The sequence below is a fragment of the Pullulanibacillus sp. KACC 23026 genome, from assembly GCF_029094525.1.
Taxonomy (GTDB): domain Bacteria; phylum Bacillota; class Bacilli; order Bacillales; family Sporolactobacillaceae; genus KACC-23026.
In genome coordinates, this window is sequence record NZ_CP119107.1 from 3,805,831 (window position 1) to 3,828,309 (window position 22,479).

The window sequence follows — 22,479 nt, forward strand, 5'->3', positions numbered from 1 at the left end:
CGTCTTTTTAGTAAGCTTACTAACGGTTAAGATGGCGTCTAGTTTTAGAAAATAAGCGCTTAACCTTTTTCACACACATTTAATCCGTACCTCTATAAAATCATAAGAAAAAAGGAAGGGTCAAAAGAAATGAACGCACCCATCGCTTAGATAAAGAATAGATTAAGAAGTGGGTAGTGGTCTAATTATAGTTTACCTTTTTTTACAAAAACGTTAAAGTACAAAGCCATTCGGGATATAAAATAAGCAAAACCGACTTCCAAAATGGAAATCGGTTTATTGTTAATTAGAGAAATAGTGGCGAGTTGTCTCTATAGCATGATCTTGCATGATCAGCTTGCCATACTCATGCAACACATGATTGGATAAACCCGTTTCAAACCCATATTCTAAGATGAGACTGAGACGATCTTCTTGTTCATCCTCTGTCAAGATATCTGAGAAAACAACTTCGAGATAGTAGTCCCCATCATAATGGTATAAGTGTGTTAAAATGTTATCCGTGCTCACCCGTGCGCTTAAAGCAATCATCGATTCAAAATCTTCAAGCTGAATGAGGAAGGTGAGGTCATCCTCTGTCCATTCATCCTCTGAATCTTCTTCTGTTTTGTTTCTCTTCTCATGACGTTCAGATAAGAGATCCTCGAAGCTTTCATTAACAGGAATATCAAGATGTTTGTCCTGTGATATGGGAAGTTCTAACTTGGAGCCATCCTTTGATAACTGGGCTCGGGTGACAATGATCTCCAATCCCTTTTCTAGCGCTTGGACTTGTATCCATAGAGGACCTTCTAGAGGGAAGGATTCTTGATGATTCGCTTCATCCATCATTTCCCAGAACAGTTCCTCTCCGCGCTCTCGATCAGACCAAATATCCTCACGAGTAAAGCCACGATTCTCAATATCGAGATAACTAATAAAGCACTTTAACGTGTACTCATTGACGCGTTCGATTTCCACGTCGATCTCTCCCTTCCATCATTAATTTAAAAAAGTTGGGAGCGACATACCCGAATGGTGTTCAAAAATGGCGACTCTTTTTATGGCTCTCCCAGAACACAAGTCCTTCCCATCGCTTTGAAAGACAAGACCTGTTAACCGCCTTTTTTGAACAACAAGTCTTAACACATTTGCTGTCTTACTAAACTGTGATAGAACCTCTTATACATCTATTGTATGACAAATCCAAGCCAATTGAAATTCAAAAAGCCTGAATGGTGACAAATAACACATTTGCCCATACCACTGTGTCATCATTAGTGTATGACCGTATTTTATCAAACATTAATAAGATTTGCTAACAAAAAGAAGAAATATTTAGAAAGGATTTTTCACAATTTGAACTTGCCGGCTCCTGTCATATAGAGGACAAGTTTGCATAAACATGATGTAGAGACTTGAAAGGAGATTACCTATGTCCCTAACGCAGGAGACCTTGTTTTCAATCTTAAACATAATCCTCATAGATATTGTATTAGGAGGAGACAATGCAGTCGTCATCGCACTTGCCTGTAGAAGACTTCCAGAAAAAAGACGAAACAAAGCTATTATTTTGGGAACAGGGTTAGCCGTTGTTTTGAGAATCTGTTTAACCGGCATTATGGTGGTCTTACTAAAAATCCCCCTTCTGCTCCTGTTAGGCGGTCTTTTACTAGTCGTCATTGCCTACCGTTTAATTGCCAATCAAAACGAAGACATGCATGTCCAAGCAGGCACCACCTTATTCTCGGCCGTTCGGACCATTGTTATCGCTGACCTTGTCATGGGTCTCGATAATATTTTGGGCATAGCTGGCGCATCAGATGGCCATATTGAGCTCGTTGTGTTAGGCTTATGCTTCTCTGTTCCTATTATAATATGGGGAAGTAAAATTATACTAATCGCTATGGAATATGTCCCCGGCCTGATCTATATTGGCGGCGCTATCCTTGCTTATACCGCAGCTAACATGATTGTCAGCGAACCAAAGCTCACACCATGGGTCAATGACCACCCTAATATAAAGCCGATTACGATGGCTATTATAATCACTTCGGTACTTATCAGTGGTTGGCTTAAAAATAGGCTGAACCACCACTCTTCACAGCACCTTTCTTAACACGCCTAACAGAGTGCTCAAGGCTAAGTTGCCTCCCCCTGAAAATAAGTCCAATTTGGTTGCCTAGAAATAAAGGTTAGCTAAATTTCTATTAGTTGGTGAAAGCGTCATAGAAGGCTATTAGAAAAGAAGAACACGAGTGCCTAAGCTCTCATGTTCTTCTTAAACAAACCATCTGTATGGAATTAATTAACCATGCGCTGAGCTTCTTGAAGTTTAAATGTCCTTACTTTTCTAGGTAAGAAACGGCGAATTTCATCGTCATTATACCCAACTTGAAGGCGTTTTTCATCAATCATGATTGGACGTCTTAGAAGGCCGGGATTGTTTTGAATAATTTCATATAAATCCTGTAATGGCAGCGTGTCCAACTGGATGTTTAACTCTTGGAACGCTTTGGAGCGAGTTGAGATAATCTCATCGGTTCCTTCCTCTGTCATTCTCAAAATCTCTTTAATTTCCTCAATTGAGAGTGGTTCAGAAAAGATATTACGTTCAACAAACGGTATGTCATGTTCATTAAGCCATGCCTTTGCCTTCCGACAAGATGTACAACTTGGTGATGTATATAAAGTGACCATGGTCTCACCCTCCTTAAAAGGAAATGTCACTTATCCACAATAACTCATCTATTATTATATTATAATATTTCTAATTTGACTAGCCTTTATTTTTGCCTGTTTTGTGAATGACCATAGACCTAATTCCCTTTATTTACTTGAATGAAACCACTTTTTCAAAAATTGTCGTTTATTCACTGCACCTTCTAATTGTTGAGAATGCGACTATAGTCCCTATGTAAAATAATAGCTTACACCTCTTAAATTTCCCTTAACATTCTAATGATTAACACGAAATCGATCTATTTTTAGAACCTCCCACAAATAGAAGGGAGATTTTCCTTCTGCGTGAACTAATTTTTGGGCGCAAAATTAAAGAAAACAAGGCTCGCTCCAAGCCTTTAGGCGAAGGGCTGGCCTTGCAAGCACTTTATACTTCCATCTAAAAAAGACGACCCTTCTGACAAAGAACAAGTCGTCGCAAATTTATTAGGCAGATATTTTGGTTTGAGGTGCCTGAGAAGGCTTTTGTTGAAGGCCCAGCTGACCGAATCGATCCTTTAACCATTTCTTCAAAGCACTGCGTTTCTTCCGCTTTCTATCATTTGGCTTCATATAGGCTCACTCCTCCCTTTAAGGCACCAATTTATTAATGGAAGATGATAGTCCCCATTAATGATAAGTATATTGTCTTACCTTTCCTTATCAATTGTCAAGCCTTCATTAAAAGATTAATAGTTCAATCAAAAAAGACTTTTATTTGTGAACAAAAATGGTGTCTTACTGTCTTTGACTTTTTCTATTAGTTTATGCCTTAAGCTCTTTCAGCGTGTCTTCCTCTTTACCCAAATTTGCCGATTTCAAGTGAAGAAATGCATGTCAACTTACCCGAATTGATGACGAGTCCCTTCACTTTTCGGATGAAACCTTTTTAGAGTTCTGTTCAAATGCTATAGTATAGATAGTTCAAACCCATTAAAACAATTTGCGTGACAGGCGCTTTCCACATGTTTGACATGAAAGCGAGTTTATCACTTAGAAAGGCTGATTCCTTTGTTTTATAAAATGGTAACCCTTATTTCAATAATAGGGTGTCTTGTCCTGCTTCTATTAGTCTTCTTAGAACAATTTAGTGGTCATTCCATTAGCTTTCTCAAACCAATTCTATGGGTGACGCTCCTCGCCTTCATAACCCGCTTAATTATAAGGGCTAAGACTAAGAAAAAATAAGATAAAAACAAATCTCTAACAGAAGCGACTCCCTTCTAAGACTAAACCCATGCATGTTTCTCGGGCACTATTTTTATCGCTAAACGATTAGCAAAATGGGTGGTTGTCTAACGATGTGGATATTCTCTCATTTGCTGCGGACAAACGGCCGTGTCCACGGGATGCGAGTGTCCAATTCCGAGTTCTCTATAAATTCAGATCTTAAAGTTTCTTAAGCAAAAATAAAGCCTAATCTTCTTTTAAGCAAGAGAGACTAGGCTTTTATTTTTATTTGAATTCGTGTTTATACGCATCATCGAACAGGTGACAAGCTACATAATGGCCTTCTTTTGCTTCCAACCATTTTGGTGTAACTTGAGCACAAATTTCCTGCGCCATTGGACAGCGGGTTCTAAACCGGCAGCCGCTTGGTGGATTAATTGGGCTTGGTACATCTCCCTGTAAAATAATGCGCTCACGAGAACGTTCAATTTCAGGATCTGGAACTGGTATAGCAGAAAGTAATGCTTGAGTATAAGGATGAAGCGGATTGTCATATAACTCATCACTCTCAGCAAGCTCTGCCATATTTCCAAGATACATAACGCCGACACGATCACTAATATGTTTAACCATTGAGAGATCGTGGGCAATAAATAAATAGGTTAAACCGCGCTCTTCTTGAAGTTTTCTAAGAAGATTGACGACCTGTGCTTGAATCGATACATCAAGCGCAGAAATAGGTTCATCGGCAATAATAAATTGAGGATCTACGGCTAAAGCACGAGCAATCCCAATACGCTGACGTTGACCACCACTAAATTCGTGTGGATAACGGTTAGCATGATCTTTATTCAGACCAACGACTTGAAGAAGTTCATGGACGCGTTGACGTCGTTCTTCACGAGTTGACGTTAAACCATGAATATCTAAGCCTTCAGCAATAATATCTTCAACGGTCATACGCGGATTAAGTGATGCATATGGGTCCTGGAAGATCATTTGCATGCTTCGATTAAATTCTTTAATTTCTTTTTGAGTTTTCTTACCATGTACAGGCTTCCCATTAAATAGGACTTCACCGCCTGTCGCTTCATACAAACGGATAAGTGTACGACCTGTTGTCGACTTCCCACAACCAGACTCTCCTACAAGACCTAACGTTTCACCTTTGTAAATATCAAATGAAACATTATCAACAGCTTGAAGGATGGCACTGCGGCCCACTTTAAAATGCTTTTGGAGATTTTTAACTTCCATTATTTTTTCGCGACCCTCGTACTTTGAGGAAGCGGATGCCTTCTTTGTTTCTTGAGCCATCACCGTGCACCTCCTACACTAATCGTTTCAGGGGGGTCAACCTTTGGTGCCCGCTCATCTAAGAGCCAACAAGCTGATTTCTGAGTTTCTGAAGAAGGAATCAAGTCTGGCATGTGCTCCAAACAAACCTTCATGGCATGTGGGCATCTTGCTGCAAATGGACAACCCTTCGGTGGATCAGCTAAATCTGGTGGTGATCCAGGTATTGCGAGAAGCTCAGCATCCTTTTGATTAAGACGCGGCATAGACGAAAGCAAACCCCAAGTATATGGGTGCTTTGGACTATAGAAGATTTCATCCACTGTCCCAGTCTCTACAACTTTCCCGCCATACATAACAGCTACTCGGTGAGCCATATTGGCGACAACACCTAAGTCATGTGTGATTAAAATAATCGATGTTTCCATTTTATCTTGAAGGTCACGCATGAGATCTAATATTTGTGCTTGAATGGTCACGTCAAGAGCGGTTGTCGGCTCGTCCGCAATCAACACTTTAGGGTTACAGGCAAGAGCAATCGCAATGACAACGCGCTGCCTCATACCGCCGGAAAATTGATGCGGATATTCCTTAACACGGACTTCAGCATTTGGAATACCAACTAGCTGTAAGAGTTCTATAGCCCGCTTCTTAGCTTGAGTTGTGTTCATCTTTTGATGTTTCTTAAGCCCCTCCATGATTTGTGAACCCACTGTCATGGTAGGATTGAGAGACGTCATTGGATCTTGGAAAATCATCGAGATATCTTTACCTCGAATGTGCTGCATTTTACGTTGGCTTAGCTTCGTGAGGTCTTGGCCTTCGAAGAGAATCTCTCCGCCTGTAATTTTACCAGGAGGGTTAGGAATGAGTCCCATAACAGCCTTTGAGGTGACCGACTTTCCCGATCCTGACTCACCTACTATAGCTAAGGTTTCACCCTTTTTCAATTCAAGATTAACACCTCTTACTGCTTGAACTTTCGCAGCATAGGTTGAAAAGGTTACTTGCAGGTCTTTAATCTCTAAAAGGTTTTCCATTCTGTTTCCCCCTTTCTCTTTGTCTATTTTCTCATTTTAGGATCAAATGCATCGCGCAAGCCATCAGCAAGTAAGTTGAAGGAAATCATCAAAATACTGATGATCAACGCTGGGAATAGTGCTTGATACGGATAGATTTGCAGGTTCTGGAAACCAGATTGGTTTAACGAACCTAACGATGCTTGAGGAGCTGCAATTCCTAATCCGATGTAGCTTAAGAAAGCTTCAAAGAAAATCGCACTTGGAATTGTAAACATTAGTGTGATAATTATTTGGCCAAGAACGTTAGGAATCAAGTGTTTCCAGATAATCCGCTGGTCAGCGCTTCCTAAAGTTCTGGCAGCAAGTACAAAGTCTTGATTTTTAAGCTTCAGGATTTGTCCGCGTACAAGTCGAGCCATGCCTGTCCAACCCGAAATAATCAATGCGAGAATGATCGATTTCATTCCAGGCTGCAGCCATAAGATTAACAAAATTAATAGGATCAAGTTTGGAATACCAATTAATAACTCAATGAATCGTTGCATGATGCTATCAATGCGGCCGCCATAATAGGCTGAAATCCCGCCATAGGCCACACCAATTAAACAGTCACCAATTGAAGCTACCAGAGCAATTATTAAAGAAATTTGAGTTCCTTTCCAGATCCTTGTCCATTGATCACGACCAAGTGAATCTGTCCCGAACCAAAAATTATCTTTTACATGGCTTGCAGCATATTGGTCGGTTCCAGAACCGTCTTTCCCTGTAAATCCTAACCAGCCAAGGCCATGAACCTTAGGAGGCAAGTTTTGCCGCATAAGCGATTGGTCATTGTATCCCCACTTATTCATATGTGGTCCAATTAACGCCATAACCACAATAAATAAGATAACAACAAGACCTACAATTGCTGCTCTATTCTTTGATAAACGAATCCAGGCATCTTTCCAGAAACCGATACTAGGGCGTGAGACTAGATCTTTATCATCAGAAGAGAAATCAGCTGGTGTGAACAAATCTTTTGAAAGTTTATCTTTTTCTACTGTCATTCTGAACGGCCTCCCCCTAGACGTATTCTTGGATCAATGACACCGTATAGCAAATCAACAACTAATACAACAACTAGGAATAATAGTGTGTACATTAAAGTTGTTCCCATAATCATAGGGTAGTCACGCTGTGTAATACAATCAACAAATTCTGCCCCAATTCCTGGGATAGCAAAAATGTTTTCAATAACGAGTGACCCCGTCATGATATTGACCACTAACGGTCCTAAAATGGTGATGATCGGAATCATCGCATTTCGAATCGTATGCTTGAAGATAACAGATGCACTCGTCATCCCTTTAGCCTTTGCTGTTACAATATAATCTTGACCTAAGACATCCAGCATTTCTGTCCTCATAAACCGGGCAATGGTTGCGATAACCCCAACCGCTAATGCAAAGGCTGGCATGATTTGGTACTTAGGACCGCCCCAGAAGGCAATTGGGAGCCATTGAAGCTTAACCCCTATCCAATATTGGAGAAGACCAGCAAAAACGAAAGACGGAATGGATATTCCTATTACCGATATAAAGTTAGAAAGATAATCAGCCCATGAATTTCGCTTTAGTGCGGCAATAATTCCCAGTAAGAGGCCAATAATTGATCCAACGATTACGGCTTCTAAACCAATTAAAGCTGATGGACCGATCTTAGTTGACAATATTTGCGTAACAGGACGCCCGTTTTGAGCAAAGGAAACCCCTAAGTCACCATGGAGCATATTCCCCATATACGTCATAAATTGAACAGGTATTGGATCGTCTAAATGATAGTTATGCTTTAATATTGCTATCTGTTCTGTCGTTAATTTCTGAGAATTAAACGGTGAACCCGGTAATAATTCCATCATGAGGAAAGTGATCGCTGCAATGATGATTAATGTTACGATGAGATAGCCAATTCGACCAGCGATGTATCTAATCAATGTCAACCCTCCTTGTATTTTGAAAAAAAATGTCGAAAGTTCTTTATAAAGCCACTTTATTAGTTTAATAGAAAAACAGTTATCTGACAAGTTTAAATGGAAGGGTTTGCCTTAGCAGTTTTTAGTACATGACTTTTACGCGTTAAATCAAAAGACTATTTGTTGCGTTTTAAAAGGGGTACATGTCAGTTGACATATACCCCTGATTTTACCTTTTATACCTATTAGCAAATTTTAGTGCTTTTTAACTGACATGTATTTGTAGCTGTAATCGAAACCGAATGGGTGCAATTTGAAGTTAACCAAGTATGGTTTAACTAGTGTAGCTCCACCTTGTTGATACATAAGACCGAGTGCACCATCTTGTTGGATTAAGATTTTTTCTGCATCCAACATATCTTGGTCACGTTTCTTAAGGTCGGTTGTATTTTGAGCATCTTTAATTAAAGCATCATATTGCTTATTGGAATAACCCATCTGGTTGTTACCATTACCAGTTGTGAACATATCAAGGAATGTCATTGGATCTTGATAGTCAGGGCCCCAACCAGCTGTAACGATGTCGTATTTCATGCTGGATTCTTTATCAAGCATGACTTTGAACTCCTGTTGGTTAACTGATACAGTCAAACCAGGAAGGTTCGTTTGAAGCTGATCTTGGATATAAGAGATCTCATTTTTATAAGTATCAGTATCATAAGCAAGGATTTCAAGATTAATTTTGCTTACGCCAAGCTCTTTCAAACCTTTTTTCCAGTACTTCTTAGCTTGAGCGAGATCATAATCTTGCAGGCTGCCGTTCTCTTCACGGAAATCTTGACCGTCTTGAGTTTTGTAGAAGCCTTTTGGAACAAGACCCGTTGCGTCAATTGAGCCATCGTTAACAAGTTTGCTTAAGAAAGGTTGACGATCCCAAGCCATTGAAATCGCTTTACGGATATCAGGATTTTTCAAGTACTTGTTTTGCTCATTGAATTTCAAATAATAAACAGAAGTACCAAGTGTTTGATGGAATTCAGGACTTGATTTGTATTTATTTACATAATCACCAGTAAGAACAACTGCGTCGATTTGACCGCCGTTGTAGAGATTGATTTGAGCTTGCTCATCTTTTACAACTTTTTCATTGATTTGGCTAACTTGAACATCTTTAGCATCCCAATAATTTGGGTTCTTTTTGTACGTCCAACCTGCACCAAGCTGCCAGCTCGAAAGAACATATGGACCGTTGTAAACCGCTTTGTCAGCACTTAGGCCGTAGTCTTTGCCTTGAGCTTCCACGAATTTTTGATCTTTTGGATAGAAAGTTGCCATTGCAAATAATGACTTATAGAAAGGAACTTGGTGAGTTAATGTAACTTGAAGCGTGTGATCATCCACTGCTTTAACACCAAGGTCTGTAACAGGCTTTTTGCCAGCCATAATATCTTCAGAATTTAAAACTCCCAAAGTTGGGAAAAGGTAGCTGTAAGTAACGTTTTTCGTTTTTGGATTAACAACGTCTTGCCAAGCATAAACGAAGTCTTTAGCTGTAACTGGGTCGCCGTTGCTCCATTTTGCATTTGGTTGAAGCTTGAACGTGTAAACAGAGTTACCAGCACTGTCCTTAGTGATCGTTGGGTCGCCAACGGCTAAAGCTGGAACTAAGTTATTGTTATCATCGATTGTGTAAAGCCCCTCGTAAACTTGACCAGCGACTTGGAAGGATACTTGGTCGTTAGCTACGGCTGTATCTAACGTTGGAATATCTTCCGTTGTTGCGAAGTTGATTACTTGAGTATAATTTGAATCTGCTGATGAAGAACCTTTATCAGACGATGATTTGTTGTCTGATTTTTTGCTGGATCCACAAGCAGAAAGGACCATACTTAGCGCTAAAACTAGCACAAGTACTAAGGACCATTTTGACTTTCCTCTCATGTTGAGATGACCTCCCTATTTTTATATAGTTAAACGATGAGCAAATTGAAATACTTTTCAGACTTCTATTTGCCCTTCGTTTTCGATTATACAAGTTTCCTAATTCATTTGCATAGCACTTTTTTTAAATAAAATTTAAGATTACTGAAATATTCACTATTTCGCCCATAAAAACGGGACTTTTGTCCTAGTATTCATTACACTAATTTTACCGTTTATTTACATTCAAAAACTTTTTCTAGTAGTATTGACTCAACTCCTATTTAAAGTGATGGTATAATATTCTTTTTTGGTCATACTAATTCTTAGTCGCACGACATGTTTCGGAGGTTTCTTAATAATGAACCAGACTAATTTGAAATGGACACTTTATTCTTTTGCCGGATGTCTATTGTTATCCCTCATTTTCCAGTTTTATATGTATAAAAATGTGTTTAATTTAACAGATCTTATTAACGATTTATTTCTCGCCGGCCTCACTTTCTTTTGCATCGGTGGTTTTATGTTTGTGATTCAAAGCGGTTTTTTTGATGTCCCTGTTAATTCAATTAAGATGTTTTGGAGATCCGTCTCAAAGCTTGGAAGGTGGATCCGTGATAATGAAGGGGATGAGGACCAACCGCTTTATGACTATGGAAAAAGAAAGAGCAGGCATCCTTTTGCCCTCTCCAGTGCGTTAATAGGTTTATTTTTTTGTCTCTTGAGCTTTGCCCTAAGTCTCTCGCTGTAATTGGCGGGAGACTTTTTAAGAACAGGATGTTTTACCAAGTTTACTATTTGTATTTTCCAACAAAATGTTTATAATAATAATTAAATTATTTTTTTGATAATAGAAGAAAGGCTATGAAGAAGAGTAGTACTTACGCCTCGCCTTTTAGAGAGCCCGAACAGGTGGAACCGGGCAGGAACTGAGCGTTAGGAATGGACTTTGGAGCCCTGCTTTTGAACCTATTTAAGGTGTAGGAAGCAGCGTCATTCATGCGTTAAATGAAGGGGTTATCCTAGTAAAGTTAGTTGCTTAGGATAACTTCTTTGAGCAGATTTCTTATTTTAAGAAATAATAAGGGTGGTATCGCGGTCCTGTCGTCCCTTACGACGGGGCCGCGTTTTTTTGTGCTTTATCAAGTAAATTTAATAGAAGAGGTGACAAGATGTCCATCATTTTCTCAGGCATTCAGCCAACAGGGGTTCCCACACTTGGAAATTATCTTGGGGCCTTAAAAAACTTTACACTCCTCCAAGAAAACAATGAGTGCTATTTCTGCATCGTCGACCAGCACGCGATTACTGTTCCGCAAGATCCAAAAGCTTTAAGAGAAAATACGCGCAGACTAGCGGCCCTCTACATTGCTTGCGGAATTGATCCCGAACGTTCAGTCCTATTTGTTCAATCCGAGGTTCCGGCCCATGCACAGCTGGGATGGATGCTCCAATGTGTCAGCTACATCGGCGAATTAGAGCGCATGACCCAATACAAAGACAAATCTAAAGGTAAAGAAGCCGTGTCGGCGGGTTTATTGACTTACCCTCCACTCATGGCAGCCGATATTCTTTTGTACGGAACAGAAATCGTTCCTGTTGGCGAAGATCAAAAACAGCACCTTGAATTGACAAGAGATCTAGCTGAACGATTTAACAAGCGCTATAAAGAAATCTTTGCGGTTCCAGAACCTTATATTCCAGAAGTTGGCGCTCGCATTATGTCTCTTGTAGAGCCAACCAAAAAAATGAGTAAATCTGATGACAACACCAAATCTTTTATTTTGCTTCTTGATGACTTAAAGCAGGTTGAGAAGAAGATTAAAAGCGCCACAACGGATAGTGATAATGCCATTCGCTATGACAAAGAGAATAAACCAGGCATTTCTAATCTAATGTCTATTCTTTCTCTCTGCTCTGGTCAATCCCTTGAGCAGATTGAGAAAGACTTTGAAGGGCAAGGCTATGGGGCTTTTAAGCAAACAGTAGCCAATGCCGTAGCCGAGACTTTAAAACCCATTCAAGACAGATATAACGCTCTAATTGATTCCGACTATCTTGACGAAGTGCTTGATAAAGGCGCAGAAAAAGCCAATCAGACCGCTCAAAAGATGTTGAAAAAGGCGGAAAATGCAATGGGACTCGGAAGAAAAAAACGGTGAAATTTAAACCTTTTTTAAACAAAGGCTCATACTAAAAAGAAGACGCTCACCTAAATGAGCGTCTTCTTTTCTAACTTCAAAGAATGCTATTCACCTTTTCAGAGCCTCTTCTTCTACTAGTTCACTTTAGAAACATGTTCGAGTTCCCAGATTTTCTCAAAATAGGGTTGACCTTTAATAAGCCGCTCACAGAGGTCCTGATGCTTATCAGACCAACCTTCTTTAATGGATTCAAACAGGCGATCCCAGGCTTCTTGGAATTCTAATGTTCTGCTTTCAAGATAATTTTTTGGAAACCATTCGGTATACCAATAACGCATCTCTTCAATATTTCCAGATGTTTTCAGCTGATCTAAAGCCATGAAAAGAATTTGCTTAAGCTGCCGTTCCTTCCTTGTCAGTCCTCTCATCCAATTCGGATGCGGTGAAAGAATATGATATTCTTTTTCCGAAACGGGTTCCCAATGATAATAAGAGGTTTCTAATTCCTCGGCTTTTTCCAAGATCATTTTTTCCTGTCTTGGAATCATACGACTTTTTCGAATTGGAATGGTGTAACCCAATGTATCCACTACGATATGGCGTTTTCCATCGGTTGCGATAAAGGCGTATTCAATCACTTCTCTTTGATTGTTTTTCCTTATGTAACTTTTATTTCGAACATCTTCTAATAGACTAGGCGGAAGATCAGTTAAATCATTTTCAATCCGTTCAAACAGTTTGGGCTCGACCTTGATCAGTGGCGCCTGGTCTAATAGTTCAATAAAATCATGCTTCCGCCATTCATGAAAGTCGCAGACATTATAACCATTTTCTTCGCCTTCGAACCAATTCACCCATACATCTCCTATGAGTTCCATGATGATCTTCCCTCGCTTTTAAATATTTGCCAACAGTATGGTCAGAAAGTCATGGAAATATTCCTAAGGTCTGTTTATTGTTGTTAATATATCCTATATATTCCTTTAAATAGACGGGAAATAAAGGGAGAGCCACATCAGCAATAGCCCCCCTACAAAGAGGTAACTTTCGGGTCTATGTACAACAAAATGGAAATAGTCTACGGCAGTATGCCCCATTGTTAATAAATTCAAAAAAGCAATCAGAGTCACTCCTCCAGCAACAGCTAGGCCAAAGCCAATAAATAAAAACAGGACACGGACAATCATTTGTCCCTCTCCTTTCCATACCTTCATGCGCAGGCGGCTTGTCCGTTTCTTAATTATCCCTATGCTTAAAAAGGCGTCAGTATGAAAGAGATAAACAAAAAAGACATAGAATTGGATGACCAGAAGGAGAAAGGACTGACACATCGATCAATTAGGCGTAACCTAGATTCCCTATTCCGCCCCACCGCACACAGCAAGTTCCGCCAGTAGATATGCAACGAGGATGTTTTCTAATCAAAAAAGCGCCCCAATATGGGAGCGCTTTTTGATTCATTCTCTTAGGCTTCGTAACGCTTGAAGACAAGTGTAGCGTTGTGACCGCCAAAACCAAATGAGTTGCTCATCGAAACATTAACCTCATGCTTACGAGCTTCATTTGGCACATAATCCAAATCACATTCTTCATCTGGCGTTTCATAATTAATGGTTGGTGGGACAATATTGTTCTCAATTGACTTTATAGCAAAGATCGCTTCAACACCGCCAGACGCACCAAGTAAATGGCCTGTAGCCGATTTGGTTGAACTCATTGGAATTTTATAAGCCTGCTCACCAAATACCGTTTTAACAGCGGCTGTTTCATTGCCATCATTCAATGGGGTACTTGTCCCATGTGCATTAATATAATTCACATCGTCTGGTGACAAACCAGCATCGTCTAGTGCCATCTTCATAGAACGCGTTGCTCCCGGACCGCCTGGTTCAATCGCAGTTATATGATAAGCATCACCTGTTGAGCCATAGCCCATAACTTCTGCATAGATATGGGCCCCGCGTGCAAGAGCCGAATCCAATGCTTCAAGCACAAGAATGCCTGCTCCCTCTCCCATTACGAAACCATCGCGATTTTTATCAAATGGCCGCGATGCCGTCTTAGGATCCGGATTGAACGACAAGGCTTTCGCAGAGCTAAATCCAGCAAAAGACATATGAACAAGCGGTGCCTCAGCCCCTCCAGAAATAATAATATCGTTATCACCACGCTGGATTGCTTTGAAGGCATCTCCGATCGAGTTCGTACCCGTTGCACAAGCTGTAACTGTACAAGAGTTAATGCCCTTTGCTCCAAGCTGAATGGAGACTTGCCCTGAAGCCATATCCGGAATCATCATTGGCACAAAGAACGGTGAAACGCGTCTCCAGCCCTTTTCAAGCCCTGTACGGAATTGCTCTTCATACGTTTCCATTCCGCCAATCCCAGAGCCAATCCATACACCGACTCGATAAGCATTTTCTTCATTGATAGTTAAGTTTGCATCTTCTACCGCCATTTTGGCAGCTGCGACGGCATATTGAGTAAAGCGATCCATCCGTCTTGCTTCTTTTTTTTCTATAAAATCCCCTGGATTAAATCCTTTTACTTCCCCTGCAACCTTCGCAGGAAAATCATCGGGGTTGACTCGGGTGACTACATCGATCCCTGATTTCCCTGCTAGGAGATTATCCCAAGTTGTTCCCACATTAAGGCCTAAAGGTGTTACAGCACCCATGCCAGTCACGACAACACGACGTTTCATGACGAAAGTTCTCCTTTCCATGACCTGAACAAAATAAACTTACAACACGACGTTCAATAAAAAATAAAGAGATAAATGCGTATTATATCTATTGTATATTACCTCATTCTTACGAAAAAGAGCAAACTATTTTCCCCATCTAAGGGTTAAGGCTCCCCATGTGAGGCCGCCTCCAAAGCCAACGAGCACCAACAAATCATTGTCTTTTATTCGCCCTGACTCAACTGCATCACAGAGGGCGAGAGGAATCGAAGAAGAGGACGTGTTTCCATATTTGTGAACCGTTTTAATCATCTTTTCCTCAGGTAATTCGAGACGTTCTCGAGCAGCCTCCATGATCCGGATGTTCGCTTGATGCGGGATTAAATGGTCGATATCCTCTTTCGCTAACCCAGCTTTTTCAACGACATTCACCGAGGAATCACCCATTTGACGAACCGCAAATTTAAAGACTTCACGACCGTTCATGTAAATGTGTGGTCCATCTTGAAACAGTTCTTTGGCTTTGGTGCCATCGGAGCCAAGTTCAAAGGATAAAATTCCTTTTCCTTCTGATACTTTCCCAATGACAGCTGCACTGGCAGCATCACCGAACAAGACCGCTGTGTTACGGTCTTCCCAATTCGTTATTTTAGAGAGCTTTTCCACACCAACAACTAATATATTCTTATATACATTCGTTTCAATAAATTGTTTTGCCGTTACCATCCCGTAAATAAACCCAGCACAGGCTGCACTTATATCCATTGCCGCCGCCTTGGTTGCTTGAAGCTTTCCTTGAATCAGGCTTGCTACAGACGGGAATCCATAATCCGGGGTGACCGTAGCCACCAATATTAAATCGAGATCTTGACCCGTTAATCCTGCATCTTCCAAAGCTTGTTTTGCGGCTTCATAGGCCATATCAGAAGTATTGGTTTGATCATCTGCAATGCGGCGTTCCTCAATCCCAGTCCGAGTGCGAATCCACTCATCAGATGTATCCACTAATTTCTCAAGATCGAAGTTAGTTAACACTTTATCTGGCACATATTTCCCGATTCCAATAATCCCTACACCCATGTTTCTAGCCCCTCTCAATGTATATGTCAACAAAAATTATTATCAAATATTAAGACTTGGTGCTAAATCAGTTTAATATATCCTTTATCAGTTGTAAAGGGTTCCTTTAGACTTAAACCTATGGCCTGCCTCAAAATTAAAGTTAAAATAGACAGATCCCCTACACAGTAGTATATGGCAAACATAAACTATTAACAAAACAGACTTTAAAGGAGGGGTTTTGTTATGGTAAGTCCAAATCGTCCTGCACAATCCAATTTTGCTCCACCACAAGGCCCATTTCCCCTTCGCGTTTGGGGTCAAGGAATGGGGCAAAATGGAATGCCTTATCAACCTTTTGGTCAGCAACCATTTATGCCGCCGCAAATGGGGATGGCGCCTATGAATCAGATGCCTTTTCAAGGTCAGATGTCCCAAAACTTTCAAAATGGGCCAATCAATCATCCATTCCTCGACCAAAACGGCAATTTTGATATAAATAAACTAATGGGCCATGCTGATAATATTAACAAATTTATTAACACTGCTAAACCCATGATGAAGCAATTGTCACCTCTTTTTAATATGTTCAGGGGCCAATAAAGGTTCATAGGGATAGGTTTCACTAGGCGTATAGGAAACGTTTGGCAGAAAAACGCTCATCTGGTGAAATTTATCCTTTTTAACCCTTCTCTAATTATTCGTCCACTTTATTTAAAATGAGACGGCTGTTACTCGGCTTTTCATCCTCTCCATTCCCCTCATCTGGAACGACCATCTCGTAAAAATGAATGCCAGCCTTCCTTTTTTGACCAATCAATTTGAGGATCTGTTCTGCAAAAATCGGTCTTAGTTCCTGTTGCGTGGCTAAAAGACGAGTTAAAGGAGCCCGAATAATTGCCAAGGTTAAGTCTTTTCTTTTCTCTAAAGTCTGGTTTATTTTGTCTTGAAACCTTCTCTCAATCTTCGTGATAGGGGACTGTTCCTTCTCTTCTTCCCCTTCTTCGTCAGCTCTTATTAATAAAATGGTTTTAATCGGATGATCCTTAATCAAAGAATCCAGCTTTAAGAGAAGATCTTCCTCTGTTTCAGCGAATCCCTCTTCCGGCAGCAGAAAGCACACGGTCGACCAGTTTTCATCGCTCACTTGGCGTTCCTCACTATGTTCTGAGTGGAACAAAGCATGGCGGCCAAAAAACATTTCATGCTCTTCCTCTTCTTCATTTCTTACATTTGATTTTATAGCCCAAGTCTCGATCCCTTCATCCAAGAAGCTGGTGATTAAATGGTCACCCAAGTCATTAAGTCCTCCATAAATAATTATCCCCATCATGTCTCCTCCATTATAAGTTTTATCTAGCTCAAGTCCCGTTCATCGTTATAATCCATTCTATGAGGAGTATATCTCATTCTTTCATTTAAAAAGAAAAGAGCCTGATCCTATAAAGATCAAGACCCTTACAAAGTATAATTAGCCGCCGCTCACTGGCGGGATGAGAGCAACGGTGTCGCCCTCGTTTATCATTTGATCATCTAGAGCATAAGCTTCATTGACCGCTATCATGACTTGATCAACTGCATCAAGCCCTGGTACACGCTTCAGTGCCGCGCGTAACTCGCTGACCTTTATTGGACCTTTTTCCCACTGAATCCGCTCTTGCCCAACGCGCTCTTTGAGACTGGCAAAGAGTAAAATCGTTATCAAACGTCTCCCTCTTTTCTAGGGACTCCATTTTCGTAGCTCATGGTTTCTTTTTGGTTGCCTATCCATGCCACTCCGTTATCCCAATGCTCTTTCTTCCAGATTGGTACGATCTCTTTAATTCTTTCAATCGCATAGCGGCAAGCTTCAAATGCCGCTGCTCTATGAGGAGAAGAAACGGCAATCACTACAGCAATATCCGATATTTGCAACTCGCCAATACGGTGTGTAATGGCAACACGCGTCCCGTCCCACTTTTCTTGAATTTCATAACCGATGCGCTCCAATTGTTTCACCGCCATCGGTACATAAGCTTCATATTTCAGATAAACCGTTCGTTTATCATGGGTCATTTCTCGAACTGTCCCAATAAAAGTGTTAATCGCACCGGCATTTCGATCTGCTACTTGATCGATAACGGCTTGGACATCAATTGGGCCCTCAATAATTTCGAAAAGACTCATTGGTTACTCACCATCTTCCTTTTACTTCAACTAATCCTTATTTATTTGGCGAAAGAAAGGCGCCCTTTTCTAAAAATGCCACGATCTTTGATAGTTCTCCGCGACTAAAGACAGGAAGACATCCTTTCATATCCGCTTTTAATTCTTGATTATCCGTTATAACTGCTTTGATTTGAGATAGCCTTGATAAAGCTTGCCAATCTTGAAGAGACGCAGCAACGACCAATTTCGGATAAGATGCCTCTTTGTACCCTTCAATGAACAGCCAGTCCACTCGATCGATCTGCTCATAGAACGCGATGAATGCCTTTAGCGGCGGCTCTTGCTCATAGGAAAAATGGGCAAAGAACGGGGAAATGACACCAGAAACGAGTGCTCCGGCGCTCAAGTGTGACCCACTGTCCCCATTTCTCATAGGATCTAGTTCTTCATGGCCATGATGCTTCAGTGCTGCCACATGATTCCCCTGCTTTTTCATCGTTTCGATAAGCCGAGACATCAAGGTTGTTTTTCCACTATTTTTGTAGCCGACGATTTGACAAATGTTCAAGGTCAAAACAGTCACTGCCCTCTCCATTTAGCATTAACACATCGACTCGATCCCCTTTAGAATAGCCGCGTGACCCTCCTGGTAAAACCGTTAAGGCATTCGTTCCTGCAAGGGATGTCACCACATTCGATTTATCAAGACCAACTGGGTTAACAAGAAGCGAGCCATCCCTAAAATCTACATGACTTCGGATAAATCGAGCAAATGGATTAGGCTTTGGAAAATCACTGCCAAGGACAGCCTTTGTCATGCTCAAATAACGCTTTGTCTCGCCCTGCAAAGAGCGGACGTACGGAGCAGCATATAGCTCAAAGCCCACAAAACAAGCAGAGGGATTCCCAGACAGTCCAAAAAGCAGCTTGTCCTCTAATAAAGCTACTGTTGTAACACTCCCTGGCCGCATGGCAATTTTATTAAACAAGACTTTGGCGCCGAGTCGTTTATAAATTTCCGGCAGAAAATCAAAGTCGCCCACTGAAACGCCGCCTGTTGTAATTAAAACATCCACTGTGCTTAAAGCGTTCTTAACAGCGTTATAACTCACCTCTAGATCATCTGCAAATTTCCCTAGATTAACAGGAATTCCTCCTGCTTTTTTGACTTGCGACATGACCATAAAAGCATTGCTGTTTCGTATTTTTCCAGGTTCAAGAGGTTCATCTAATTCTAATAGCTCTGAACCCGTTGCAATAACCCCCACCCGAGGCTGTTTGGCGACCTCTACCTTAGAATAACCAAATGTTGCTAACACCGCCTTAATTCCGGGTGTGATACGTACCCCTTTTTCAACCAAAACAGTGCCTTCTTTAGTGTCCTCACCTTTATAAGAAATATTGTCACCTTTTGGTACTTCCCGCTTAATCAAGATACAGGCTTGACCATCTTCTTCTAACTCTTCAACCAACTCAAGCATAATAATGGCGTCAGCCCCCACTGGAAGCTGTGCCCCTGTCATAATCCGAATCGCTTGTCCATGCTCTAGAGGCTTAGAAGCCACATAGCCTGCTCCTATATGATCCACCACTTGAAGTTTTACAGGATTCTCTCGAGTTCTTCCCTTCGTATCTTCAGACTTAATAGCAAATCCATCATAAGGTGAGCGATCAAACGGAGGGACATCATGATCGGCACGGATGGGTTCAGCTAGTAAACGTCCATCACTTTCTTCTATGGAGACATATTCTGCCTCCAGTTGTTTCTCATGCGCCATCACGCGCTGAACGGCTTCTGTGACGGGTATTGGAACGCGGCGTTCTACCATTAACTAACACACCTCAACTAATTAAATATCTTATAGCTCAACTTTAGTCTATGTAGATTAGAAAAACTTGGCTTATCGCCTAAGTCCTGGCGAAAGTTTAGTTTTCTTATACTCTCTTCTATAAACGCGAAAGTTTTTACTTTGATAGTAAAAAAAGATCAAGGTAAAGAGTAAAACCCTTGGACCTGATCTTCTTTATAAGTTCCATCTAAGGATACATCAACCAATCAAATTAAGAAATTCCGAGCGCAATTTTCGCATAGCGAGACAAACGTTCTTTTGACCAAGGCGGATTCCAAACGATGTTAACTTGAACATCGGTGATCCCCTCAATCGGTGCCACAGCCGCTTTTACTTCATGCTGAATAGTAGCTGAAAGCGGGCATCCCATTGCCGTAAGCGTCATGGTCACCATACATTCCCCTTGATCGTCGATGTCCACACCATATACAAGGCCTAAGTTGACAATATCAATGCCTAACTCAGGATCAATGACCTCTTCAAGAGCTTCCATGACTTGATCATGTAACTCACTGCTTGCTTGACCCATATAACACTCCCCTTTCCGTCTATAATCCAAGTATAACCTTTTCTGTGAAAACGATAAAGCAAACGAGTCCTCAGCTGTTTTTTTTAATACTCTCTCCACAACATCCCCTTCTCAAACCTAAAGTAGGGTGAGGAAGTCACTGAGCAGTTATTCTTACTGCAGAAGTCTGTCCACCAAGCTGCCTTTAGAAAAGAGTTATTGCGGTGAGGAGGGATTCCAATCCTTTAAATGACCTGGAAGCTGCTGAATAGAGGTGTTTAATTCATCAAGCTTCCCTTCTATTCTATATAGAAGATAGAGGGTAACGACAATCGGAAATCCCACATCCTTAATCATGCTCACCCAATCATTCATAACTGGTGTCCTCCTTTCAGTCCGAATCAAGTTTAGATGAACCTATTTTCAAATGAAACAGAGAAAGGAGGGGAATCCCCTCCTTACAATTAGGTTAATGGAATATCAGTGACATTTCGTTCAACTAGTCGCGCACTCTTTTTCTTAACAAGATCACCGCCAGAAGATGTGAATGCATTTTGAGCTAGAACCGCATCCATTGCCTGATTAATTGCCGCGGCATCAAAAGGTTCAACCGGGTTATCCAATGTATAACGCACGGCTTTGCCATCTTCATTCTCAAACTGTAATTCAAGTGTCTTTGCCATCCTTCTCACCTCCTTATTCGTTCATATGGCCGCTCACTGTGTTAAGCCGTGATGTCAATGGTATTGTCACGCTTCACCGTGAGGACTGGATAACTTTGGAGCGGTGCCAGAGCCTCAATAATCGCAAAAAGCTGATCATCCTGAGCCCCGATTTTAATTCCTGTGAATCGTTTGGTCATCACAACCGATTTCCCATCAGTGTCAATGCCGCCATCAAAGCTAACCGTTAACGTTGAATCGACTAAATTCGATGTTGCCATGTTCTTCACCCCCTTTCACCTTATAAATAGCTTTTCAACCGTAGAAATGGTGAAGGGAAATTAGAAAAAAAAAAGAAAGCCACCATTTAAGCGGCCTTCGAAGACATAATCTTATAAATAGTTAACGAACCAGTCTCTCATTCCAATGGCTCCTACTTGTGACACCACATGTTCTGCTTCCGGATCACTGAGAAAGGACATGTGATAATCAGCTTCGCTGTGGAAGCTATCATAGAATAATCGTGATTGGGCATATGGAACAATCGGATCTCGTTTTCCATGCCAAAATAAAAGAGGAACACCTTTAATTTTTTCCGGAGTCCTGCTTAAATCAAACGAAACCAGCTCTTGCATTAGATAATTTATCTCGGCTTCAGAATAGGGAATCGTATATCCCGCGTCCTTGTATTGTGCTAACACATGGCGGGCATAACCAACAAGATACGGTGCTCCCATCAACGAAACGCCTGATTTGATCCCCTCAAAAACGGATAAAGCGCTTAGAGTAATCATCGCCCCCATGGAAGTCCCGGCTAATGAAAATCGTCCATCTAGTATCCAACCCTGATTCTCACAATAATCCCAAATCACTTTTGTCTCTTCCACGCTTTTCATAATAGCAGGAAAAATAGCAGTTTGCCTTTCTTCTTCTGTAAATTCATGGGCACGTTCGCCATGTCCCATAGCGTCGGGCATAATTACTCGAATTCCTTCAGCCGCAAGGAGATAAGCATAATAAAGATTTCTCTCCTTAAGACTGGTCCATCCATGCCAAAATAAAACAAGGGGGAGAGGTTTGCCAATTGATTGGTCTTGTTCGATCTTAAGAGCCGGGATTCCCTCTATAACTACTTTATCCATACAAATCATGACACGCACTCCTCTTCTCGTGATTCTAAAAACTAGTTGTCCATTCAGAAGACCCTTTAATCAACTGGCTGTTCCATTCATCCTCTGGGTGCCGTTCACCAATTTGTTTAACAAGCATTTTAGTGCAATTTTCAAAATTGTACAGCTGGAAAATACGACTTAAAGCAGGTTTACAATAGGTTTTTGCCATTTTTTCCATTATAATCAAC

Annotated in this window: 26 protein-coding genes and 1 other annotated feature; of the genes, 4 read left to right on the forward strand and 22 right to left on the reverse strand. The window is 41.0% G+C overall.

The genetic code is table 11. The features are described 5' to 3' along the window. Positions 1-282: 282 nt before the first annotated feature. Positions 283-960: an adaptor protein MecA gene (mecA, locus tag PU629_RS17580; RefSeq protein ID WP_275281333.1), complete on the reverse strand. Its 678-nt coding sequence runs from the start codon at positions 958-960 to the stop codon at positions 283-285. Positions 961-1,414: 454 nt separating this feature from the next. On the opposite strand from mecA, the gene PU629_RS17585 reads away from it, so the two are divergent. Then, on the forward strand, positions 1,415-2,098 hold the full coding sequence (locus tag PU629_RS17585) for a TerC family protein (RefSeq protein WP_275281334.1): 684 nt from the start codon (positions 1,415-1,417) through the stop codon (positions 2,096-2,098). A 185-nt stretch (positions 2,099-2,283) separates the two neighbouring features. On the opposite strand, the gene spxA is transcribed toward PU629_RS17585, so the two are convergent. The 7 genes from spxA to PU629_RS17620 all read right to left on the reverse strand — a co-directional run bounded on the left by spxA (position 2,284) and on the right by PU629_RS17620 (position 10,083). Then, positions 2,284-2,679: a transcriptional regulator SpxA gene (gene spxA, locus PU629_RS17590; RefSeq protein WP_275281335.1), complete on the reverse strand. Its 396-nt coding sequence runs from the start codon at positions 2,677-2,679 to the stop codon at positions 2,284-2,286. Between the two features lie 468 nt (positions 2,680-3,147). Next, positions 3,148-3,273: a hypothetical protein gene (locus PU629_RS17595; protein WP_275281336.1), complete on the reverse strand. Its 126-nt coding sequence runs from the start codon at positions 3,271-3,273 to the stop codon at positions 3,148-3,150. A gap of 882 nt (positions 3,274-4,155) precedes the next feature. Next, on the reverse strand, positions 4,156-5,187 hold the full coding sequence (locus PU629_RS17600; RefSeq protein ID WP_275281337.1) for an ABC transporter ATP-binding protein: 1,032 nt from the start codon (positions 5,185-5,187) through the stop codon (positions 4,156-4,158). Beyond that, positions 5,187-6,206, reverse strand: a complete 1,020-nt coding sequence (locus tag PU629_RS17605; RefSeq protein WP_275281338.1) for an ABC transporter ATP-binding protein — start codon at positions 6,204-6,206, stop codon at positions 5,187-5,189. Before PU629_RS17605 ends, PU629_RS17600 begins: the two co-directional genes overlap by 1 nt. Before the next feature lie 23 nt (positions 6,207-6,229). Then, complete coding sequence (opp3C, locus tag PU629_RS17610) at positions 6,230-7,237, reverse strand: oligopeptide ABC transporter permease (RefSeq protein ID WP_275281339.1); 1,008 nt, start codon at positions 7,235-7,237, stop codon at positions 6,230-6,232. Continuing rightward, entirely contained in the window at positions 7,234-8,163 is a 930-nt protein-coding gene (locus tag PU629_RS17615) for an ABC transporter permease (RefSeq protein ID WP_275281340.1), read from the reverse strand. The genes opp3C and PU629_RS17615 overlap by 4 nt, the downstream gene beginning before the upstream one ends. Positions 8,164-8,397: 234 nt before the next feature. After that, on the reverse strand, positions 8,398-10,083 hold the full coding sequence (locus PU629_RS17620) for a peptide ABC transporter substrate-binding protein (RefSeq protein WP_275281341.1): 1,686 nt from the start codon (positions 10,081-10,083) through the stop codon (positions 8,398-8,400). 340 nt (positions 10,084-10,423) lie between these two features. On the opposite strand from PU629_RS17620, the gene PU629_RS17625 reads away from it, so the two are divergent. Together PU629_RS17625 and trpS are read left to right on the forward strand one after the other, a co-directional pair. Next, positions 10,424-10,813: a DUF3899 domain-containing protein gene (locus tag PU629_RS17625; RefSeq protein ID WP_275281342.1), complete on the forward strand. Its 390-nt coding sequence runs from the start codon at positions 10,424-10,426 to the stop codon at positions 10,811-10,813. Between the two features lie 104 nt (positions 10,814-10,917). Continuing rightward, positions 10,918-11,177: a binding site (T-box leader), on the forward strand. A 57-nt stretch (positions 11,178-11,234) separates the two neighbouring features. Continuing rightward, positions 11,235-12,224 (forward strand): tryptophan--tRNA ligase, encoded by a 990-nt coding sequence (trpS, locus tag PU629_RS17630; RefSeq protein WP_275281343.1) that lies wholly within the window; start codon positions 11,235-11,237, stop codon positions 12,222-12,224. A 116-nt stretch (positions 12,225-12,340) separates the two neighbouring features. Here the strand turns inward: trpS and PU629_RS17635 are convergent, their stop codons facing one another. The 4 genes from PU629_RS17635 to PU629_RS17650 form a co-directional block, all read right to left on the reverse strand. Then, a complete protein-coding gene (locus PU629_RS17635; RefSeq protein ID WP_275281344.1) occupies positions 12,341-13,084 on the reverse strand; it encodes a DUF3603 family protein in 744 nt (247 codons plus the stop codon). Positions 13,085-13,189: 105 nt separating this feature from the next. Beyond that, complete coding sequence (locus PU629_RS17640) at positions 13,190-13,393, reverse strand: YuzI family membrane protein (RefSeq protein WP_275281345.1); 204 nt, start codon at positions 13,391-13,393, stop codon at positions 13,190-13,192. A gap of 278 nt (positions 13,394-13,671) precedes the next feature. Further along, complete coding sequence (gene fabF, locus PU629_RS17645) at positions 13,672-14,910, reverse strand: beta-ketoacyl-ACP synthase II (RefSeq protein ID WP_275281346.1); 1,239 nt, start codon at positions 14,908-14,910, stop codon at positions 13,672-13,674. A gap of 126 nt (positions 14,911-15,036) precedes the next feature. Further along, positions 15,037-15,972, reverse strand: a complete 936-nt coding sequence (locus PU629_RS17650; RefSeq protein ID WP_275281347.1) for a beta-ketoacyl-ACP synthase III — start codon at positions 15,970-15,972, stop codon at positions 15,037-15,039. Between the two features lie 225 nt (positions 15,973-16,197). Here PU629_RS17650 and PU629_RS17655 point away from each other — a divergent pair, with 225 nt between their 5' ends. Beyond that, complete coding sequence (locus PU629_RS17655; RefSeq protein WP_275281348.1) at positions 16,198-16,554, forward strand: YppG family protein; 357 nt, start codon at positions 16,198-16,200, stop codon at positions 16,552-16,554. A 94-nt stretch (positions 16,555-16,648) separates the two neighbouring features. Here PU629_RS17655 and PU629_RS17660 read toward each other — a convergent pair whose 3' ends face one another. From PU629_RS17660 to PU629_RS17705, 10 genes are all read right to left on the reverse strand, one after another. Next, a complete protein-coding gene (locus PU629_RS17660; protein ID WP_275281349.1) occupies positions 16,649-17,281 on the reverse strand; it encodes a hypothetical protein in 633 nt (210 codons plus the stop codon). A 141-nt stretch (positions 17,282-17,422) separates the two neighbouring features. After that, on the reverse strand, positions 17,423-17,656 hold the full coding sequence (moaD, locus tag PU629_RS17665; RefSeq protein ID WP_275281350.1) for a molybdopterin converting factor subunit 1: 234 nt from the start codon (positions 17,654-17,656) through the stop codon (positions 17,423-17,425). Continuing rightward, positions 17,653-18,117, reverse strand: a complete 465-nt coding sequence (locus PU629_RS17670; RefSeq protein WP_275281351.1) for a molybdenum cofactor biosynthesis protein MoaE — start codon at positions 18,115-18,117, stop codon at positions 17,653-17,655. The genes moaD and PU629_RS17670 overlap by 4 nt, the downstream gene beginning before the upstream one ends. A gap of 37 nt (positions 18,118-18,154) precedes the next feature. After that, positions 18,155-18,673 (reverse strand): molybdopterin-guanine dinucleotide biosynthesis protein B, encoded by a 519-nt coding sequence (gene mobB / locus PU629_RS17675; protein ID WP_275281352.1) that lies wholly within the window; start codon positions 18,671-18,673, stop codon positions 18,155-18,157. After that, a complete protein-coding gene (locus PU629_RS17680; RefSeq protein WP_275281353.1) occupies positions 18,633-19,928 on the reverse strand; it encodes a molybdopterin molybdotransferase MoeA in 1,296 nt (431 codons plus the stop codon). The genes mobB and PU629_RS17680 overlap by 41 nt, the downstream gene beginning before the upstream one ends. Before the next feature lie 232 nt (positions 19,929-20,160). Continuing rightward, positions 20,161-20,478 (reverse strand): metal-sulfur cluster assembly factor, encoded by a 318-nt coding sequence (locus tag PU629_RS17685; protein WP_275281354.1) that lies wholly within the window; start codon positions 20,476-20,478, stop codon positions 20,161-20,163. A gap of 195 nt (positions 20,479-20,673) precedes the next feature. After that, positions 20,674-20,832, reverse strand: a complete 159-nt coding sequence (locus PU629_RS17690) for a YvrJ family protein (RefSeq protein ID WP_275281355.1) — start codon at positions 20,830-20,832, stop codon at positions 20,674-20,676. Positions 20,833-20,921: 89 nt separating this feature from the next. Then, positions 20,922-21,140: a DUF2922 domain-containing protein gene (locus PU629_RS17695; protein ID WP_275281356.1), complete on the reverse strand. Its 219-nt coding sequence runs from the start codon at positions 21,138-21,140 to the stop codon at positions 20,922-20,924. A gap of 41 nt (positions 21,141-21,181) precedes the next feature. Then, positions 21,182-21,400 carry a DUF1659 domain-containing protein gene (locus tag PU629_RS17700; protein ID WP_275281357.1) on the reverse strand — a complete coding sequence of 73 codons (219 nt, stop codon included), beginning with the start codon at positions 21,398-21,400 and terminating at the stop codon, positions 21,182-21,184. A 111-nt stretch (positions 21,401-21,511) separates the two neighbouring features. Then, positions 21,512-22,270: an alpha/beta fold hydrolase gene (locus PU629_RS17705; RefSeq protein ID WP_275281358.1), complete on the reverse strand. Its 759-nt coding sequence runs from the start codon at positions 22,268-22,270 to the stop codon at positions 21,512-21,514. Positions 22,271-22,479 lie beyond the last annotated feature (209 nt).

Bases quoted from the DNA above. Each gene is read 5' to 3' on its own strand.
- PU629_RS17585 (WP_275281334.1), top strand. From the start codon at position 1,415: ATGTCCCTAACGCAGGAGACCTTGTTTTCAATCTTAAACATAATCCTC.
- spxA (WP_275281335.1), bottom strand. From the start codon at position 2,679: ATGGTCACTTTATATACATCACCAAGTTGTACATCTTGTCGGAAGGCA.
- PU629_RS17595 (WP_275281336.1), bottom strand. From the start codon at position 3,273: ATGAAGCCAAATGATAGAAAGCGGAAGAAACGCAGTGCTTTGAAGAAA.
- PU629_RS17600 (WP_275281337.1), bottom strand. From the start codon at position 5,187: ATGGCTCAAGAAACAAAGAAGGCATCCGCTTCCTCAAAGTACGAGGGT.
- PU629_RS17605 (WP_275281338.1), bottom strand. From the start codon at position 6,206: ATGGAAAACCTTTTAGAGATTAAAGACCTGCAAGTAACCTTTTCAACC.
- opp3C (WP_275281339.1), bottom strand. From the start codon at position 7,237: ATGACAGTAGAAAAAGATAAACTTTCAAAAGATTTGTTCACACCAGCT.
- PU629_RS17620 (WP_275281341.1), bottom strand. From the start codon at position 10,083: ATGAGAGGAAAGTCAAAATGGTCCTTAGTACTTGTGCTAGTTTTAGCG.
- PU629_RS17625 (WP_275281342.1), top strand. From the start codon at position 10,424: ATGAACCAGACTAATTTGAAATGGACACTTTATTCTTTTGCCGGATGT.
- trpS (WP_275281343.1), top strand. From the start codon at position 11,235: ATGTCCATCATTTTCTCAGGCATTCAGCCAACAGGGGTTCCCACACTT.
- PU629_RS17635 (WP_275281344.1), bottom strand. From the start codon at position 13,084: ATGGAACTCATAGGAGATGTATGGGTGAATTGGTTCGAAGGCGAAGAA.
- PU629_RS17640 (WP_275281345.1), bottom strand. From the start codon at position 13,393: ATGATTGTCCGTGTCCTGTTTTTATTTATTGGCTTTGGCCTAGCTGTT.
- fabF (WP_275281346.1), bottom strand. From the start codon at position 14,910: ATGAAACGTCGTGTTGTCGTGACTGGCATGGGTGCTGTAACACCTTTA.
- PU629_RS17650 (WP_275281347.1), bottom strand. From the start codon at position 15,972: ATGGGTGTAGGGATTATTGGAATCGGGAAATATGTGCCAGATAAAGTG.
- PU629_RS17655 (WP_275281348.1), top strand. From the start codon at position 16,198: ATGGTAAGTCCAAATCGTCCTGCACAATCCAATTTTGCTCCACCACAA.
- PU629_RS17660 (WP_275281349.1), bottom strand. From the start codon at position 17,281: ATGGGGATAATTATTTATGGAGGACTTAATGACTTGGGTGACCATTTA.
- PU629_RS17670 (WP_275281351.1), bottom strand. From the start codon at position 18,117: ATGAGTCTTTTCGAAATTATTGAGGGCCCAATTGATGTCCAAGCCGTT.
- PU629_RS17680 (WP_275281353.1), bottom strand. From the start codon at position 19,928: ATGGTAGAACGCCGCGTTCCAATACCCGTCACAGAAGCCGTTCAGCGC.
- PU629_RS17685 (WP_275281354.1), bottom strand. From the start codon at position 20,478: ATGGGTCAAGCAAGCAGTGAGTTACATGATCAAGTCATGGAAGCTCTT.
- PU629_RS17690 (WP_275281355.1), bottom strand. From the start codon at position 20,832: ATGAATGATTGGGTGAGCATGATTAAGGATGTGGGATTTCCGATTGTC.
- PU629_RS17695 (WP_275281356.1), bottom strand. From the start codon at position 21,140: ATGGCAAAGACACTTGAATTACAGTTTGAGAATGAAGATGGCAAAGCC.
- PU629_RS17700 (WP_275281357.1), bottom strand. From the start codon at position 21,400: ATGGCAACATCGAATTTAGTCGATTCAACGTTAACGGTTAGCTTTGAT.
- PU629_RS17705 (WP_275281358.1), bottom strand. From the start codon at position 22,270: ATGATTTGTATGGATAAAGTAGTTATAGAGGGAATCCCGGCTCTTAAG.